General features: G+C 64.0%; 22 protein-coding genes and 1 other RNA gene. 3 read left to right on the top strand and 20 right to left on the bottom strand.

Annotated features, from left to right (window positions below; translation table 11 throughout):
- Nucleotides 1-90: 90 nt before the first annotated feature.
- The 6 genes from pal to tolQ form a co-directional block, all read right to left on the bottom strand.
- Nucleotides 91-579 (bottom strand): peptidoglycan-associated lipoprotein Pal, encoded by a 489-nt coding sequence (gene pal, locus ACX3OW_RS10205; RefSeq protein WP_459096090.1) that lies wholly within the window; start codon nucleotides 577-579, stop codon nucleotides 91-93.
- Nucleotides 580-818: 239 nt separating this feature from the next.
- Nucleotides 819-2,297, bottom strand: a complete 1,479-nt coding sequence (gene xylB, locus ACX3OW_RS10200) for a xylulokinase (RefSeq protein ID WP_459095664.1) — start codon at nucleotides 2,295-2,297, stop codon at nucleotides 819-821.
- A 29-nt stretch (nucleotides 2,298-2,326) separates the two neighbouring features.
- Nucleotides 2,327-3,637, bottom strand: a complete 1,311-nt coding sequence (tolB, locus tag ACX3OW_RS10195; RefSeq protein ID WP_459095663.1) for a Tol-Pal system beta propeller repeat protein TolB — start codon at nucleotides 3,635-3,637, stop codon at nucleotides 2,327-2,329.
- A gap of 60 nt (nucleotides 3,638-3,697) precedes the next feature.
- Nucleotides 3,698-4,852 carry a hypothetical protein gene (locus tag ACX3OW_RS10190; protein ID WP_459095662.1) on the bottom strand — a complete coding sequence of 385 codons (1,155 nt, stop codon included), beginning with the start codon at nucleotides 4,850-4,852 and terminating at the stop codon, nucleotides 3,698-3,700.
- A gap of 9 nt (nucleotides 4,853-4,861) precedes the next feature.
- Nucleotides 4,862-5,302, bottom strand: a complete 441-nt coding sequence (locus tag ACX3OW_RS10185) for an ExbD/TolR family protein (protein ID WP_459095661.1) — start codon at nucleotides 5,300-5,302, stop codon at nucleotides 4,862-4,864.
- Complete coding sequence (gene tolQ / locus ACX3OW_RS10180; protein WP_459095660.1) at nucleotides 5,302-6,012, bottom strand: protein TolQ; 711 nt, start codon at nucleotides 6,010-6,012, stop codon at nucleotides 5,302-5,304. Before tolQ ends, ACX3OW_RS10185 begins: the two co-directional genes overlap by 1 nt.
- 274 nt (nucleotides 6,013-6,286) lie before the next feature.
- Between tolQ and ACX3OW_RS10175 the strand changes: the two genes are divergently transcribed.
- Nucleotides 6,287-6,817, top strand: coding sequence for a dihydrofolate reductase family protein (locus ACX3OW_RS10175; protein WP_459095659.1), 531 nt, complete (start codon nucleotides 6,287-6,289; stop codon nucleotides 6,815-6,817).
- Here the strand turns inward: ACX3OW_RS10175 and ybgC are convergent.
- From ybgC to ruvC, 7 genes are all read right to left on the bottom strand, one after another.
- Nucleotides 6,792-7,199, bottom strand: a complete 408-nt coding sequence (ybgC, locus tag ACX3OW_RS10170; protein ID WP_459095658.1) for a tol-pal system-associated acyl-CoA thioesterase — start codon at nucleotides 7,197-7,199, stop codon at nucleotides 6,792-6,794. The genes ACX3OW_RS10175 and ybgC overlap by 26 nt on opposite strands.
- Complete coding sequence (locus ACX3OW_RS10165) at nucleotides 7,196-7,705, bottom strand: NUDIX hydrolase (protein ID WP_459095657.1); 510 nt, start codon at nucleotides 7,703-7,705, stop codon at nucleotides 7,196-7,198. Before ACX3OW_RS10165 ends, ybgC begins: the two co-directional genes overlap by 4 nt.
- Nucleotides 7,702-8,730: a Holliday junction branch migration DNA helicase RuvB gene (gene ruvB, locus ACX3OW_RS10160; protein WP_459096089.1), complete on the bottom strand. Its 1,029-nt coding sequence runs from the start codon at nucleotides 8,728-8,730 to the stop codon at nucleotides 7,702-7,704. The genes ACX3OW_RS10165 and ruvB overlap by 4 nt, the downstream gene beginning before the upstream one ends.
- A 2-nt stretch (nucleotides 8,731-8,732) precedes the next feature.
- Nucleotides 8,733-9,131: a PIN domain-containing protein gene (locus ACX3OW_RS10155; RefSeq protein ID WP_459095656.1), complete on the bottom strand. Its 399-nt coding sequence runs from the start codon at nucleotides 9,129-9,131 to the stop codon at nucleotides 8,733-8,735.
- Nucleotides 9,118-9,378, bottom strand: coding sequence for an AbrB/MazE/SpoVT family DNA-binding domain-containing protein (locus tag ACX3OW_RS10150; RefSeq protein ID WP_459095655.1), 261 nt, complete (start codon nucleotides 9,376-9,378; stop codon nucleotides 9,118-9,120). The genes ACX3OW_RS10155 and ACX3OW_RS10150 overlap by 14 nt, the downstream gene beginning before the upstream one ends.
- A gap of 62 nt (nucleotides 9,379-9,440) precedes the next feature.
- Nucleotides 9,441-10,058, bottom strand: coding sequence for a Holliday junction branch migration protein RuvA (gene ruvA, locus ACX3OW_RS10145; RefSeq protein ID WP_459095654.1), 618 nt, complete (start codon nucleotides 10,056-10,058; stop codon nucleotides 9,441-9,443).
- Nucleotides 10,055-10,561, bottom strand: a complete 507-nt coding sequence (gene ruvC, locus ACX3OW_RS10140) for a crossover junction endodeoxyribonuclease RuvC (protein WP_459095653.1) — start codon at nucleotides 10,559-10,561, stop codon at nucleotides 10,055-10,057. Before ruvC ends, ruvA begins: the two co-directional genes overlap by 4 nt.
- 167 nt (nucleotides 10,562-10,728) lie before the next feature.
- Here ruvC and ACX3OW_RS10135 point away from each other — a divergent pair, with 167 nt between their 5' ends.
- Together ACX3OW_RS10135 and ACX3OW_RS10130 are read left to right on the top strand one after the other, a co-directional pair.
- Entirely contained in the window at nucleotides 10,729-11,481 is a 753-nt protein-coding gene (locus ACX3OW_RS10135; protein WP_459095652.1) for a GGDEF domain-containing protein, read from the top strand.
- Nucleotides 11,482-11,568: 87 nt separating this feature from the next.
- On the top strand, nucleotides 11,569-12,351 hold the full coding sequence (locus ACX3OW_RS10130; RefSeq protein ID WP_459095651.1) for a GGDEF domain-containing protein: 783 nt from the start codon (nucleotides 11,569-11,571) through the stop codon (nucleotides 12,349-12,351).
- Nucleotides 12,352-12,399: 48 nt separating this feature from the next.
- Here ACX3OW_RS10130 and ACX3OW_RS10125 read toward each other — a convergent pair whose 3' ends face one another.
- The 7 genes from ACX3OW_RS10125 to ACX3OW_RS10095 all read right to left on the bottom strand — a co-directional run bounded on the left by ACX3OW_RS10125 (nucleotide 12,400) and on the right by ACX3OW_RS10095 (nucleotide 15,963).
- Nucleotides 12,400-13,146, bottom strand: a complete 747-nt coding sequence (locus ACX3OW_RS10125) for a YebC/PmpR family DNA-binding transcriptional regulator (protein ID WP_459095650.1) — start codon at nucleotides 13,144-13,146, stop codon at nucleotides 12,400-12,402.
- Nucleotides 13,147-13,314: 168 nt separating this feature from the next.
- A complete protein-coding gene (locus ACX3OW_RS10120) occupies nucleotides 13,315-14,133 on the bottom strand; it encodes a TIGR00282 family metallophosphoesterase (RefSeq protein ID WP_459095649.1) in 819 nt (272 codons plus the stop codon).
- Nucleotides 14,130-14,717: a 5-formyltetrahydrofolate cyclo-ligase gene (locus ACX3OW_RS10115; RefSeq protein WP_459095648.1), complete on the bottom strand. Its 588-nt coding sequence runs from the start codon at nucleotides 14,715-14,717 to the stop codon at nucleotides 14,130-14,132. Before ACX3OW_RS10115 ends, ACX3OW_RS10120 begins: the two co-directional genes overlap by 4 nt.
- A gap of 61 nt (nucleotides 14,718-14,778) precedes the next feature.
- Nucleotides 14,779-14,936: non-coding RNA, 6S RNA (gene ssrS, locus ACX3OW_RS10110), on the bottom strand.
- 37 nt (nucleotides 14,937-14,973) lie between these two features.
- Nucleotides 14,974-15,261: a type II toxin-antitoxin system RelE/ParE family toxin gene (locus tag ACX3OW_RS10105; RefSeq protein ID WP_459095647.1), complete on the bottom strand. Its 288-nt coding sequence runs from the start codon at nucleotides 15,259-15,261 to the stop codon at nucleotides 14,974-14,976.
- Nucleotides 15,262-15,264: 3 nt separating this feature from the next.
- Nucleotides 15,265-15,525 (bottom strand): type II toxin-antitoxin system ParD family antitoxin, encoded by a 261-nt coding sequence (locus tag ACX3OW_RS10100; protein ID WP_459095646.1) that lies wholly within the window; start codon nucleotides 15,523-15,525, stop codon nucleotides 15,265-15,267.
- Between the two features lie 60 nt (nucleotides 15,526-15,585).
- Nucleotides 15,586-15,963 carry a cell division protein ZapA gene (locus ACX3OW_RS10095; protein WP_459095645.1) on the bottom strand — a complete coding sequence of 126 codons (378 nt, stop codon included), beginning with the start codon at nucleotides 15,961-15,963 and terminating at the stop codon, nucleotides 15,586-15,588.
- Nucleotides 15,964-15,965: the final 2 nt, after the last annotated feature.

Raw genomic sequence — 15,965 nt, 5'->3', positions numbered from 1 at the left:
GGACCATTTTACTGGTTCCGGGCGCTCTTGCCTCCAGTTTGCACTGGATTCCATAGGCTTTCGGTTTCGCGAAAAGCCGGGTTTTCTACCTTACTGGACCACCGTCACGCCGCGACGGTTCTGGCTCCAGCAGGAAATGTCGTTACAGATCGCCACCGGCCGTTCCTTGCCGAAGGACTGGCTGGTGATGCGCTGGCCGTTAACGCCGCGTGACACCAGATAGTTCACCACCACGGAAGAGCGGCGGGCGCCGAGGGCGATATTATATTCACGGGTGCCGCGCTCGTCGGCATGGCCTTCGATCATGACGCGGTAATTCTGGTACTGGTTGAGCCAGGCGGCCTGCTTGTCCAGCGTGGCCATGGCTTCGGGGGTCAGCGAGCTGGAATCGGTGGTGAAGAACACGCGGTCACCGACCGAAACCAGGAATTCCTGCTGGCTGCCCGGCGCACCGCCGCCCGGCCCGAGATTGCCGACGCCGGTCGGCATGGTGTTGGGCGTGCGCGAACAGGCCGCGATGACCACGACGAAAAGCAGCATCGCGGCGGCGCGCAACACAGTGTTGATGGGTGCGGTAATGACCACGGGTGGGCTCCTGAAAGGCTACAATCTTAAGCAAGGCATTTACCGCGCTTAATCTTAAGGCCGGGTATTCTGACGTGGTTAATCTTGTGCTATCGCGGCGCCAATGTGGCAGGAATCCTGGCTTTTTTGTGATGGTGCAGTTTAGCCACAGCTCCGGGGGCGATCACGTTAAGGTTAAACGAGCGCTGCCCCCGGCCGGCCACGATGGCGCCGGTCAGGAACTGCACCGCATCCTAGGCCCTTTCGAGCTTGGCGAATGACGGCACGAGTGCCTGATAGAGCTCCCGGTATAAGGCCAGATCCTGCCGCAGCAGGTCGCCGAGCTGGCGGTCGGGTTCGACGATGGTCCCGCCCAGTTCCGGGGTCAGGGCAGCCAGGCTCTGCCCGGTCTCGCTGGCGAGAGCCAGCCGCGCCACGCCGAGGGCGGCGCCGACGGCACGCGACGACAGCAAATGCAGCGGCGTATCGAGGATCGACGCCACCAGCCGGCACAGCAGCGCACTGCGGGCGCCGCCGCCCACCACCGCCAATTGCGCCGGCATGGCCCCGAGATTTTCCAGCGCCGCATAGCCATCGGCCAGCGCGAAGGCCAGCCCACGCAGCACGGCGCGTCCGACATGACCGGCCGAGTGATCGACCAGCAGGCCAAAGATCACGCCGCGCGCATCGGGATTGTCATGCGGGGTGCGTTCCCCGGCCAGATAGGGCAGGAAGACCGGCATGCGCTGGCTCACATCCAGCTCTTCGGTGGCCCGCAGCAATTCGGATACGCTGAGCCCGGTGAGTTGTGCGGCCCAGGCAATCGCCCCGGCCCCGCTTTGCAGCGCGGCGGCGCGATACCACAGCTGCGGCAGGCCATGCGCCAGAATTTGCACGGTGCTGCCCGGCGCCGGGGCATAGAAATCCTGGGCAATCGAGATTTGCGCCGAGGTGCCCAGCGAGATGAAGCCCCGGCCCGGCGCGGTCAACCCGATACCGATGGCCCCGGCCGCACCATCACCAGCCCCGGCAATGACCACCGCCAGTCGGTCTATCCCCCAACGGGCGGCAATGGCGGGCAGCAGGCGACCCGAGATTTCGGGCCCCTCGATGACCCGCGGCAATTGCTCCGCTTGCAGGCCGAACAGGTCCAGACTTTCATCCGACCACTGCCGCCTGGCCTCATCAAACAACAGCGTGCCGGCTGCATCGCAGGGGTCGGTGACGAACTCGCCGGTCATGCGCAGGCGCAGATAATCCTTGCAGAGGCTGATGCGGACCGTTCGCCTTGCCGTGTCCGGCTCATTGGTCCGCAACCAGGCCAGCTTGCAGGCGGTGAGGCCGGGAGCGGCCCGCAGACCCGCCCGGCTCTCCAGCGCCACATCCTCACGATAAATCCCGGCTTCAAGCCGGGCCCGGTTGTCGTTCCACAGCATGGCCGGGCGCAGCACGGCGTCGTCGGCGCCCAGACACACCAGCCCATGCATCTGGCCCGACAGGCCAATCGAGGCGATGGCGGCGACCCCGGCCGGGGTCAGCCCGCGCAATTCCGCCATGGCGGCGTCGAGCGCGTCCCACCAGTCTTCCGGCGCCTGCTCGCTGGCCCCGGCGAACGGACTGCTCACCAGCAATGGCCGTTCGACCCCATGCAAGGGGCGCCCCTCGGCATCGATCAGCACCAGCTTGAGCGACGACGTGCCCAGATCGATCCCTAAGGCGGTTCCTTCAAACACGGTTCGCATCGGGCTCCAGGACGCTAGGCTTAGCCGCGCAGGCCGGACCAGCCTGGATCGGAGGCGTAGCTTTCGGTGGGGATGGTGAGCAGGTTACGGCCCCAGATATCGACGCTCATCAGCTTGGGGCCGTCATTGCCGCCCGGGTCCTGGAAGAACATGATGACGCGGCCATTCGGCGCCCAGGTCGGGCCTTCGGCGTGGAAGCTGGAATACAGCATGCGCTCGCCAGTGCCATCCGGGTTCATGATGCCGATGGAGAACTGGCCACCGCCCTGGCGGGTAAAGGCGATCAGATCGCCCTTGGGCGACCAGACCGGGGTGGAATAGAGCCCCTGCCCGAAGCTGACGCGCTGCGCATTACCGCCGCCGGCACCCATCATATAGATCTGCGGCGAGCCGCCCCGGTCGCTCTCGAAGACGATGCGGCTGCCATCAGGCGAATAGGACGGGCCGGTATCGATGGCCGCGCCCGAAGTGAGCTGCTGCGGCGTGCCGCCGCCCGTGCCCACCGAATAGATATTGGTGGCGCCATTCTGCTCCACCGAAAACGCCACCGTGCCGCCATCGGGCGAAAAGCGCGGCGCAAAGGTCATGGCGCCGACATTGGCCAGCCGCTGCTGGCGACCGGTGGACAGCTGCAGCAGATAGACCTGCGGATTGCCATCGGCAAAATTCATATAGGTGACCATGTCGCCATTGGGCGCGAAGCGCGGTGTCATCGCCATGGTGTTGCCATCGGTCAGATACTGCACATTAGCGCCGTCCTGATCCATGATCGCCAGTCGCCGCACCCGGTTGGCCTTGGGGCCGCTTTCGGCGGTGTAGATGACGCGGGTATCGAAATAGCCACTGCCGCCGGCCAGCGATTCATAGATCGCGTCCGAGATGATATGGGCGACGCGGCGCGACGAATTGGGATCGGTATTGTAGCTCTTGCCGACGACCTGGGAGGCCTGCTGGGTATCCCAGACACGGACTGACGAGGAAATGGTGCCGCCGCGCTCGACGCCACCCATCACCAGCGCATCGACATTGGCGGTGCGCCAGATGTTGAAATCGGGGCTGTTGTTGACGTCGCCGACCTTGACCGGCAGCGAGGCCGGATCGAGCGGCAGGAACAGGCCGGAGCGGCGCAGATTGTTGCGCACGATATCGGCGATTTCCTTGCCGAAGGCCGGATCGGACGAGGCAAAGTCGGGAATCGCGATCGGCAGCGGCTGGAAATTGGCGCCTTCCACCACGATGCGCAATTGCGCCATCGCCATGGACGAGCCGGCCAGCAGGGCTCCGCCTGCCAGGCCGAGCTTGAGGGCGTTGCGCCTTGTCATCAGGGTCATATCAACTCTCCGTTCTCGCCGTCGCGATTCATGGTGCTTGTCAAACAAGCCAATTCAAAGTCACGGCCGCAGTTCCACTTCGATCTGCCGCCACTGGTCATAGGCATCCGCCGAAAGCATGTCGTAGGGACCGCAAGCGGCCACCGCGCGCTGCGCCGCCCGCGCCACCGAGCCGCCCTCAGTCGAGGCCGGAGCGGCGATGACCTGGGTGTTGGCCACCGTGCGGTCGGGGTTCATCGTCACCCGCAGAGTGACGTTGAGCCCGCTATTGATTTCGCTGGGCATCAGGTTCCAGCAGGTCTTGATCCGGGCCACCAGCCCGTCAATCGCCGACTGGCTGAGCCGCGCCGAGGTGCCGGTGGTATCGCCCAGCGTTGGCGTACCGCCCTGCCCGGTGGTGCCACCGGTAGTCTTGTCGTTGTTGATGATGGCAGAAATATCATCGGCCAGCGACGCATCGAGCTGCGGGTTGGGCTGCGGCTTCGTCGTCGGCTTGGGGGTCGGGGTCGCCGCAGCCGTCTGCTGACGCTTGCGCTCCTCTTCCTCGCGCTTCTTGCGCTCGGCTTCGGCAGCGGCAAATTGCTGGCGCTTCTGTTCAAGATTGGCCGGACGCGCCGCCGGGGCGGGGGCGGCAACAGCGGGCGTCGCCGGCTCCGGCGTCGGCTCGGGCACGGGGGCCGGCGTTGGCGTCGGGGTTGGCGTCACCACGGGCGTCGGTTCCGGTGTCGGCTCGGGGGCCGGTTCAGGCTCGGGCTCGGGGATTGGTTCGGGGGTCGGCGCTGGCGCCGGGCGCGCGGCCGGCACCGGGGCCACCACCGGCTCGGGCGTTGGCGCGGGTGTCGGTTCCGGGGTCGGCTCTGGCGTTGGTTCGGGCTGCGGCTCGGGCACGGCTTCGGGCTCGGGCGCGGTATTGGTCACCGGGGCCGGGGTCGGAATATCGGCCGGCGACGGGGTCACCTGATCCTGCTCGGTATTGCCGGTCGGCTTGGCCAGCTCGGCCGGCTGGTCATCCTCGACAATGGAGGGCGTATCGGTCTCGACGATCTCGCTGGTCAGCTGGCCGGCGCGAATATTGGAATATTCCTCGACCGACACCAGGTCGACGGAGATGGATTCCACTACCGGCGTCAACGGTTCACGGAACCCCAGATTAATGAGGCCGATGGTCAGTACCGCGATGTGGGCAAGAATCGAGACGGTTACGCCGGTACGCATCGGACTGGACTATGATTCCGGCTGGGTGATGAGGCCAATCTTGGAAAAGCCTCCGGCCGACAACAGCCCCATGACGCGCATGACGGCGCCATAATTGGCACTGGTATCGCCGCGCAGGAAAATCCGGTCTTCCGCCGGATTGACGCCAAGCACATTGAGCTGCGCCACCAGATCACTCTCGGCCACGGCGGTCTCATCGATGAATACGGCGCCATCCGGGGTCACGCCCACGGTCACTGGCTTGGCCTGATTGGGCATCGCCGCCGCCGCCGAGCTGGGCAGGTCCAGCGGCACGCCCGAAGTCATCATCGGCGCCGCCACCATGAAAATGATCAGCAGCACCAGCATCACGTCCACCATGGGCGTGATGTTGATTTCGCTCATGATCGCTTTCTTGCGGCCGCGACGGCGACGTCCGCCGCCGCCACCGGCAGAAACACCCATCCCCATCAGTGGCTCCGCGCTTCGAGCTGGCGGCTGAGAATGGTGGAGAATTCGTCGGCAAAGCCTTCCAGCCGGCCGATCAGCTTGCCGGCATCGGAGCTGAGCTTGTTATAGGCAATAACCGCCGGAATGGCCGCGACCAGCCCGATGGCAGTGGCGAACAGCGCTTCGGCAATCGGCCCGGCCACCACGGCAAGGCTGGTATTGGACGAGGCGGCAATGGCGGTAAAGGCGTTCATGATGCCCCACACCGTGCCGAACAGCCCGATAAACGGACCGGCCGAACCGATGGTGGCGAGGAAGCCAAGGCGCTTTTCCAGCGTTTCGCTCTCGCGGGCAATGGCCACGTCGAGCACCTTGTCGAGGCGCTGCTGCATGCCGACAAAGCTGGCGGCATTCTGCTCATGGCTGCGTTTCCATTCCTTCATCGCGGCGACAAACACCGCGCCCAGGCCCCCGGACGGCTTTTCCGCCTGCTGCTGATACAGCTCTTCCAGCGACTGCCCGGACCAGAAAGTCCGTTCGAACTTGTTCATCTCACTATTGCTGCGCCGATAGGTGATGGTCTTGTCGACGATGATCGCCCAGCACCACACCGAGGCGCCCAGCAAACCAATCATCACGGACTTCACAATCCAGTCGGCGGCCCAGAACAGGCCCCAGATGGACAAATCTGCGTGCGGAGCCACTACTCCCACAGCATCTACGGCTTCCATGTCGTGATCCTTCTCGGCCCGGTTCATGCACCCGACCCTCAAGCATCAGGCGATGGGGTCGAAATCTGTCAAAATTAAGAGAAATGCCCACAAACCCAGCCCTGTGCGGACCGGTTGACAGACACGTGCTCGCTTTGCCGTAATTATGGTCAAGAAGAGGTTAAGAAAGAGAGTCAGGGAACCGCACCACCCGTTCTGGCCGCGCGAGCGGCCTCACTTCTACGTGACGACAAATTCCCTTAGCCTAGAGGCCTCGCTACGGAGATCGGATCACATGGCCAAGCTGTTTTTTGGAATGAACCAGTCGCTGGATGGTTACGTCGATTATCAGGAGTTTGGACCTGACCCCGTGCTGTTCAGACACTTCATCGAGCAGACGCGCAATATCGCCGGGAGCCTCTATGGCCGCGGCCTCTACGAGCTCATGCGCTATTGGGACGATGAGCAGCCCGATTGGGGCGCCGCCGAGCGCGACTTTGCCCAGGCCTGGCGCAGCAAGCCGAAATGGGTGGTGTCACAGTCGCTGGCCTCGGTCGGCCCCAACGCCACGCTGATCAAGGATGATCTGGCGGGCGCCATAGGTGACCTAAAATCCCGTTACGACGGAGAGATCGAGATTGGCGGGCCGGTCCTGGCGCAAAGCCTGACCGAGCTTGGCCTGATCGATGAATACCGGATCTATCTCCACCCCGTCGTGCTGGGGCGCGGCGATCCGTTCTTCACCGCCGCAAGGCCACCTCTGCATCTGGTGGGCACCGAACGGATCGGTCAGGACGTGATCAGGTTGAGCTACGTTCCGGCCTGAACCGCTCGAGGATGGTCTTCGGCATCCGCGCCGCGCCGCCGCTGGTCTTGATGGCCACGACCATCACGCTCGCCCGCGTCAGCACCGTCTCGTCGCGCAGAATGGTCTGGGTCAGGGTCAGCCGCGCCCCGGTAATGGCGGCGACGTCGGTGGTGACGGTCAGCAGATCATCGATATGGGCCGCGCCGTCAAAGGCGATGTCCATCTGGCGCACGGCAAAGGCGATGCCCTCGTCGGCCAGTTCGGAGTGATGAATGCCCATGTCGCGCAAGAACTCGGTGCGGCCGCGCTCGAAGAATTTGAGATAGGCCGCGTGATAGACATTGCCGGAAAAATCGGTGTCTTCGTAATAGATGCGGACCGGAAAGCGATGCTGGGTCACGCCGCCGGCTCCGCCTCGTGGAACACCACATGCTCGGGCGCCCCCGACAGCGCCCGCAGCCGCTCCGGCAACCAGGGCGGCAGCAAATTGGCCTCAGCCAGCGCCGAGCCATCCAGCTTCAGCCACGAAAACTGCAGCACATGGCCCTCATCCTCGCGCACCAGAAACGGCTGCGCCCCGCCGGGTCGCACGTCCTCGGGCAGCGTGATGGCGTAGATGAACCCCAGCTCATGGAAGCGGTCGCCCGCGCGGCCGTAAAAGCTCTCCGAGGTGAAGAGCAACGGGCCGACAGTGACCGGCATCACCAGTTCCTCGGCTATTTCGCGCATCAGCGCCACATCGCTGGGCTCGCCCATTTCGACCCGGCCACCCGGCAGCATGCAATAGCTGTCGTCATCCTCGCGGCAGACCAGCACATGGCCATCCCGCATGGCGACCCCGGCCACGCGATAGTTGAAGCAGGTGCCGCCGACCGGGAAGCTAAGCATGATGCGGTCTGTGCTCATTCCTCGGGCTCCTCGAACAGGCTCTGCTGCATGCCGATAAAGCCCTGCGGCACGATCTTGCCGAGATGCTGGAACGCCGCACCGGTCAGCATGCGCCCGCGCGGGGTGCGCTGGATAAAGCCCTGCTGCAACAGATAGGGCTCGACGATTTCCTCCACCGCGTCGCGTGGTTCGCTCAGCGCGGCGGCAATGGTTTCGATGCCCACCGGGCCGCCATTATAGAAGTCGGCAATGGTGGTGAGATAGCGCCGGTCGAGCTGATCAAGGCCACGCGCATCGACATCGAGCCGCAGCAGCGCCTTGTCGGCAATCGACCGGGTGATTGTCCCCGAGCCATCGACCAGCGCGAAATCGGTGACTCGGCGCAGCAGCCGCCCGGCAATACGCGGCGTACCGCGCGACCGTCGGGCAATTTCCATCGCCCCATCCGGCGCCATCGGCATGCCCAGCAGCCGCGCCCCCCGCGTCACGATCTGAACCAGTTCCTCGGGCGTATAGAAATTGAGCCGCACCGGAATGCCGAAGCGGTCGCGCAGCGGCGTGGTCAGCAGACCCGCCCGCGTCGTCGCCCCGACCAGGGTGAACTTGGCCAGATCGATGCGCACCGAGCGCGCCGCCGGACCTTCGCCGATGATCAGATCGAGCTGGAAATCCTCCATCGCCGGATAAAGGATTTCCTCGATCGCCGGGCTGAGCCGGTGGATTTCGTCGATAAACAGCACATCGCGGTCTTCGAGATTGGTCAGCAGCGCCGCCAGATCCCCGGCCTTGGAAATCACCGGACCGGAGGTGGCGCGGAAGCCGACGCCCAACTCGCGCGAAATGATCTGCGCCAGCGTGGTCTTGCCCAGCCCCGGCGGGCCGACAAACAGCACATGGTCAAGCGCCGCGCCGCGCTGCTTGGCCGCCTGGATGAACACTTCGAGATTCGCCCGCGCCGCCGCCTGCCCGACAAATTCGGAGAAGCCGGAAGGGCGCAGGGACACATCAAGCGGATCATCGCGTCCGGCGGCAGGAGAAGTCAGGGTCACGCGAGCAGTTCCATTCCGGGAATAAGGTCGGCGGCATCATGGTCAAAAGTCACGGTAGCTGAGCACCCGTTGGCCAGGTTCATGCACGCAATGAGACAATCGGGGAAGCTGCCCCCGCTTGCCGTTGCTGCCTCCCACGCCTGCTCGACTATCTCACGCCGGTCGACCTCAAACTCCCGGGCGTCCAGCAAATCCCGAACCACCGCGAGCAGTTCATCGGCGGGAAACCTGAACCGGCTGCGCAGCAGCCAAATCGCTTCCATGAGAACCGCTACATTGATGAGGATCGAATGAGCATCGTGGTTTTGCTGCAAAAATGCCCGAGCCTTGGCGACCTGGATTACGTCATCGTCGACCAGCATGCGAACGAGCACATTGCTATCAATCCCGATCAAGCGAGCGCTCATATCGTTCGGTGACGGCTTTCCCGATCGCCTCGTCCATGTCCTCGACAGTCAGGGGCTGTTGCCCGGGACGCTTGTATTTTCCGATAAGATCAACTGCGCTGCGCCTCGGCCGCAACAGGTAAACCCCGTCCCGCTTGATGATATCGATCTTGTCACCCGGTCCAACCTTGAGGTCGTCCCGCACGTCCTTGGGCAACGTCATCTGGCCCTTGCTCGTAAGCGTCGTCACCGCCATCGCATTACCTCACACGAAATTCTTACATTTCAATATAGTAAGGAGCGAGCAAGGAAGCAAGGCTAACTGCTCAATTCCCGCAAGCCCAGCCGGATCAGCTTTTCGGTGGGAATGTCGTCGCCGTCGCGGGCCACGATGCGGGCCAAGGCCGCCGAGGCCTGGGCGTTGGAATAGCCCAGATTGGTCAGTGCCGAGACGGCGTCGGCAATGGCAGTTGGCGCAAGCCCATCGCCCAACGCCGCTTGCAGCCCCAGCGTACCGGCATCGATCCCCGGCCCGGCCGGCACCTTGCCCTTGAGTTCGGTGATCAGCCGCACTGCCAGCTTGGGCCCGACGCCGCTGGCGCGGCCCATCATCGCCTTGTCCTGCAAGGCCACGGCACTCGACAGTTCAGCCGGCGTCAGCGCCGACAACAGCGCCAGCGCTACCCGCGCGCCCACCCCCTGCACGGTCATCAGCAGGTTGAACCAGCCCTTCTCGCTCTCATTGGCAAAGCCATAGAGCCGGATCATGTCCTCGCGCACGATGGTTTCGATGAACAGCACCCCGGCCTCGCCGACGCGCGGCAACAACTGCAGCGTGCGGCTGGAGCAGAAGGCCACGTAACAGACGCCACCGCAGTCGATCAGCACATGGTCGTCACCAAAGCTGTCGACCAGCCCTTTGAGCTTGCCGATCATGCCAGCGCCTTCAGCCGCTGGGCGGCGACGCGATGATGGGCATGGCAGATGGCAATGGCCAGCGCGTCGGCCGCGTCAGGCCCCTTGAAATCGGCCGTCGGCAGCAGCGTCTTGACCATCAGTTGAACCTGTCCCTTATCGGCGTGGCCGGTGCCGACCACGGATTTCTTGACCAGATTGGCGGCATATTCCGCCACCAGCAGGCCGCGCACCGCCGGCGACAGCAGCGCCACGCCGCGCGCCTGCCCCAGGATCAGCGCCGAGCGCGCCCCCGCATTGACGAAGGTTTCTTCCACCGCTGCCTCGTCCGGGGTGAAGCGCTCGAGCACTTCGCCCAGCCCGGCAAACAGGATCGCCAGCCGTTCCGCCAGCGAGCCATCGACCGGCGGCGTCACCGTGCCGGCGGCGACAAAGCTCAGCCGGTTGCCCAGCGTCTCGATCACTCCCCAGCCACAGCGACGCAGGCCGGGGTCGATACCGATGATTCGGGTAGCAGCACTCATGCGACAATCCTTAATGAAGCGAGGCCAGCCTACCAAGGCCAATGTGAACAAAGAGGCAACAAAGCCCGTGGAAAACGCTGTATACGGTAAAATTGTAGCTATCTCGGAAACACCATCTTCAAGCCACGACCCTAGTTTCGCCCCGGGAATGCAGGGGCAAATCATTCATGGCCGAGATTCGTCGGAAACTTCCGAAGCGAGCGTGGTTGCGCGTTTATCGCATCGCAGGCGCATTGATCGGCTTGTCGATCATGCTGTCGCTGATTTTGACCAATGTCATCATGGAGACCTTCTCCGCCGGCATTAACGTGCAGGGGCTGGTGGTTTCCATCGCCATGCCGCTGACGCTGGGCGGGCCGCTGATCTTTCTGCTTATGCTCAAGCATGAGCGGCTGCGCTACGCCAATAGCCAGCTCGAACATCTGGCAGCCACCGATTGGCTCACCACCTGCCTCAACCGGGGCGCCTTTACCGGCGCCGTCATCCGCCATCTCGACCGTCTGGCGTCCGCCCATGCCCAGGGCGCCCTGCTGATCGTCGATGCCGACGACTTCAAGAGCGTCAACGACCGCTTCGGCCATGACCATGGCGACAGGGCGCTGCAGTTGATGGCCAGCGCCATCCGCCAAGCCGTAAGCGGCAATGATCTGGTCGGTCGGCTGGGCGGCGAAGAGTTCGGCGTGCTGCTGGTCGGAGTCGATAGCGCTACCGCCGACGACGTGGCCGAACGCATCCGCAGCGCCATTGCCACCATCACCTTCGCGCCCAATGGCACGAAATATCCCCTGTCGGTCAGCATTGGCGGGGCCATCTATGTCGCCGGTGCCCAGTTCAACGACCTCTACCGCCTTGCCGACCAGCGCCTCTATGCCGCCAAGCATGCCGGCCGCGACCGGGTCGCCATCGCCCAAGCCGCCTGAGCCCACGGAGCCACCACACCGCCCAGTTGATCGCCGAGCCGCCTGCATGGCGGCATCCCACCACTCCAGCCCGAAAGGCCGCGCCAGATGCTGATCTCCAAGACCCTGACCGCGATGCAGACCTGGTCCAGTGTCGGCCGCTGGACCCTGTTTGGTACGCTGGCCTGCATGCTGGTGGCGGTGGCATTCAGCGCCTTCATGTTCCGCGACATGGGCGAGGCGGCGCTGCATTTGGCGATTGTCACCGCTGCGATCCTGCCCGTCATGCTGGGGGTGCCGGTATTTCTCTATATGAGCCTGCGGCTGCGCATGCTGGCCATCGCCAATCGGCGGCTTGGCCTCGTGGCGCGCACCGACAGCCTCACCGCCTGCCTCAATCGCGGCGCCTTCGCCAGCACGGTGAGCACCCTGCTCACCCAGCGGTCGCGCCGCGCCGGCGGCGCACTGCTGATGATCGACGCCGACAACTTCAAGGCAATCAATGATCTGTTCGGCCACGAGGCCGGCGACGAGGCGCTGACCATCATCGCCCGCTCGATTCGCACCACTTTGCGCGGCGGCGATCTGGTGGGCCGCATGGGCGGCGAGGAATTCAGCGTCTATCTGCCCGATACCGACCAGCATGCCGCCGAAGCGGTCGCCGAGCGCATCCGGCGTTCGGTCAATCTGGCGGTGTTCACCCCCGCCGACCGCCAGCGCAATCTGTCGGTCTCCATCGGCGGCGTCGCCTTCGACGGTTCGGCGAGCTTTTCCGAACTGTTCCGCATTGCCGACCAGCGGCTCTACAACGCCAAACAGAGCGGCCGCAACCGCGTCGCCATGGCCCATGCCGACGACTACCCCTCCATCGGCCTCAAGCGCATTGCATAAAAAAGGGCGGCGCCGCAGCACCGCCCCGAAATTCACTGGATTGAAGCCTCAGCCTTCCAGCTTGGCCGCGTCTTCGTCGCTCATCTCGAAATTGGTATAGACGTTCTGCACGTCGTCATCTTCTTCCATGGTGGCGATCAGCTTCATCAGCGTCGCGCCCTTGTCGGCGTCGATCATCGTATTGGTCTGCGGCTTCCACACGGCCTTGACCGATTCGGCCTCGCCCAGCACCTTCTCCAGCGCCGCGGCAACATCCACCATCGCTTCAAACGTGGTGGTGATGTAGTGGCCCTCTTCGTCGCTCTCGACGTCGTCGGCGCCAGCCTCGATGGCCGCTTCCATCACCTTGTCTTCATCGCCAGCAGCCAGCGGATAGGTGATCTCGCCCACCTTGTCGAACATGAAGCCGACCGAGTTGGTTTCGCCCATCACGCCGCCATTCTTGGAAAAGTAGGAGCGGACATTGGAGGCGGTGCGGTTGCGGTTGTCGGTCAGCGTCTCGACGATGATGGCGACGCCGCCCGGGCCATAGCCCTCATAGCGGATCTCGTCATAATTCTCGCCGTCCGAGCCGATCGCCTTCTTGATGGCGCGTTCGATATTGTCCCGCGGCATCGACTGGGAGCGAGCATTGGTCACCGCCAGGCGCAGGCGCGAATTGAAGGCTGGGTCGGGCATGCCCATCTTGGCGGCGACGGTAATTTCGCGCGCCAGCTTGGAGAATACCTTGGAGCGCACGGCATCGGACTTGCCTTTGCGGTGCATGATGTTTTTGGCATGTGAATGGCCGGCCATCGGTCACTCCCCTCGAAAAAGAAGCTGCAGGATTATGGTGCCGGGTTATAGGCAAGCGCAGCACATTTGTGAAGCTGAGCGCCTGCCACCCGTGACGTCCACGCTAGCGCGCCGGGGGAGGCCGACCGGAACGACAACCGCTGGGGCCAAAGCTGTTCGAGGCCGGGCTCAATCGAAAATCGGCTCCGCTTGCGCCAGCGTGCCACCGATGCGAACCGGCAGCACCTTGAGCGCCAGCCCGCTGCGCGGATCGGTTTCCACCGCCACGCCGCACAGGGTCGCCTCGCCCTCGGCCGGGGTGAACCGCCCATTGGGAATGCCGGTGAGAAAGCGGTTGAGCGGCTCATCGGTATCGGTGCCGATGATGGAATCGAAATCCCCGCACATGCCGGCATCGGCCATCAGCGCCGTGCCGCCGCGCAGCACGCGGTGATCAGCGGTGGGAATATGGGTGTGGGTGCCAACCACCAGGCTCACCTTGCCATCGAGAAATTGCCCCATGGCCTGGATTTCCGAAGTGGCCTCGGTGTGGAAATCGACAATCACCGCATCGGCCTGCTCGCCCAGCGGACACGCCGCCACCGCAGCCTCAACGGCGCGGAACGGGTCATCCGCCGGCCCCATGAACACCCGGCCCAGCGCATTGATCACCAGCACGCGATGGCCATTGCGGCCCTCGACAAACATCGCCCCACGCCCCGGCGTGCCCGGCGGCATATTGATCGGGCGGATCAGCGTAGTCTCGCGCTCGATATAGGAAATCGTCTCGCGCTGGTCGAACGCATGGTCGCCCAGCGTCACGATATCGGCGCCGGCCTGACGGATGGCATTGAAATGCGACTCGGTCAGCCCCTTGCCGTGGCTGGCATTCTCGCCATTGACCACGACGAAATCAAAGCCATAGCGCTCGATCAACCCCGGCAGGCGCTCGGTCACGGCATCGCGGCCGGACCGGCCCATCACATCGCCCAGAAACAGAAATCTCATGAAGTCGCGCCGAAATGGCGCACACCCGCCTCGGTGACAATCGCGTCGAGCGGCACGTCATGCGCCTCGCGCGGAATCTGCTCAAGCTCCTGCGCCGCAAAGGCGAGGCCGACCAGCAGGGGCTTTTTCTTGAATTTGGCCAGGGTCCGGTCGTAATAGCCGCCGCCATAGCCCAGTCGGGTGCCGGTGCTGTCAAAGCCGAGCAGCGGCATGATGACGATATCGGGCTCGGCCTTGGGCGCCAGCTCGGAGGGGGCCAGCGTACCGAAACCGGATTCATAGAGCGACGCGCCCTGCTCCCAGACCCGCAAATCCAGCGGCTCTTCCTCGCCCATCACCACCGGCAGCACCACTGTCTGGTCGCTATCCATCAACCGCACCAGGATCGGCTGGCAATCCAGCTCGTCGCGAATGCGCCAATAGGCAGCGACCACGTCGGTTTTTTGCATTTTGATGCCGTCGAAGAAATGGCCGGCCGCCGCCAGGGCCGCCTCGGCGCGCTCGGTGTGGTCCAGCGATGCCCGGGCCGCCCGGGCCCTGATCCGCAGCGCCGCCTTGGCTTCCTCGATCATCTCATCAACCATGACGCGCGCAAACCCACTAGAACAAGAGGGGCCGGAGCACTTCGCCGATGCTCCAGCCAAATAAGGTGCCGCCCTGGCCGTGTGATACACGATCCCGGGACCTACTTTACGTAGGTGGGCACCGTATGTCTGAGCCCAGGAGCTCAGTCAGGGACAGCTCCCTTAGGATCGATAAGGCCCCGGGGATATAGGTATCCATCACGCGCCGGGCAGCCATTGAGATATAGGCGCTTTGCCGCGTTGTGCAAAGGGTACGTTACAAAAGCTCGAACCAGTTTTGCAGGCCGTGCAGCACGCGGACGATAACAACGTCCTCGTCCTCAATGACGTACAGGATGTTGTGGGCGCCGAACGGCATCAATCGGACGCGGCTGGTGGCGGCCTGTCGCTCACCGGCCATTCTGGGCTGCGCCGCCAGCGTGTCGAACATATCCAGAAAGCTGGAGATGTAGTTCTGCGTGTGCCGGAAGCCGAAATTGGTGATGCCCTGCTCGGCAATCCTTTGGAGGTCGAACGTCGCTTGCTCGGACGCTCGCCACGCCATGCTCTAGGCTGACTTGCGAGCGTTGACCGCCGCCTGCGCCCGATCCATCAGCCGCGCCAGCAATTCATCGCGCCCGATCTCGACAATGCCGCTGGCCAGCGCTTCGTCGACCATGTCCTGCAGCTTCTGTTGCGCATAGGCCCGCTGATCGCGGCGCACCAGATCGCGGACATAGTCACTGCTATTGCCGTAGCGGCCGGACTGCACCTGTTCTTCCACCCAGGCTTTCATCGCGTCAGGCAGGGAGATATTCATCGTGGCCATAGCAGTCTCCTTCGGCCCGAAGACTAGCAGAATTGGCAAACCTTGCCAATCTTTGCCAAATTACCCCTGCGGCAGCAGCGCCGCGCCATCGAGCGCCCCGGCCACGCCCTCAATCGCCTTGGCGGCGTCGCTCAGCTTGGCCGCGAATTTTTCTTCCAGCGACTCGATTTCGGCCGCCACTTCCTGGCCGGCTCGGGTCAGCACCAGCACTTCGCTTTCCAGCGCCTTGATCTTGCGTTCGGCGGCGGCCAGTTCATCCACCACGGCGATACCGGCCATCACCGTCAGCCGGTTGTCGCCAATTTCCCCAACCGCGCCCTTGAGCTGCTCGACCTGGGTATTGAACCGGTCGGCCAGCCCGATCAACCGCTGCTGCTGACCCTCTTCGCAGGCCATGCGGTATTTGCGGCCGTTGATTTCGACATTGACCTCGGGCATCG

Source organism: Devosia sp. A449, from assembly GCF_054489375.1.
The sequence above is the reverse complement of the archived record's forward strand: the minus strand, read 5'-3'. Positions and strand labels throughout refer to the sequence as shown.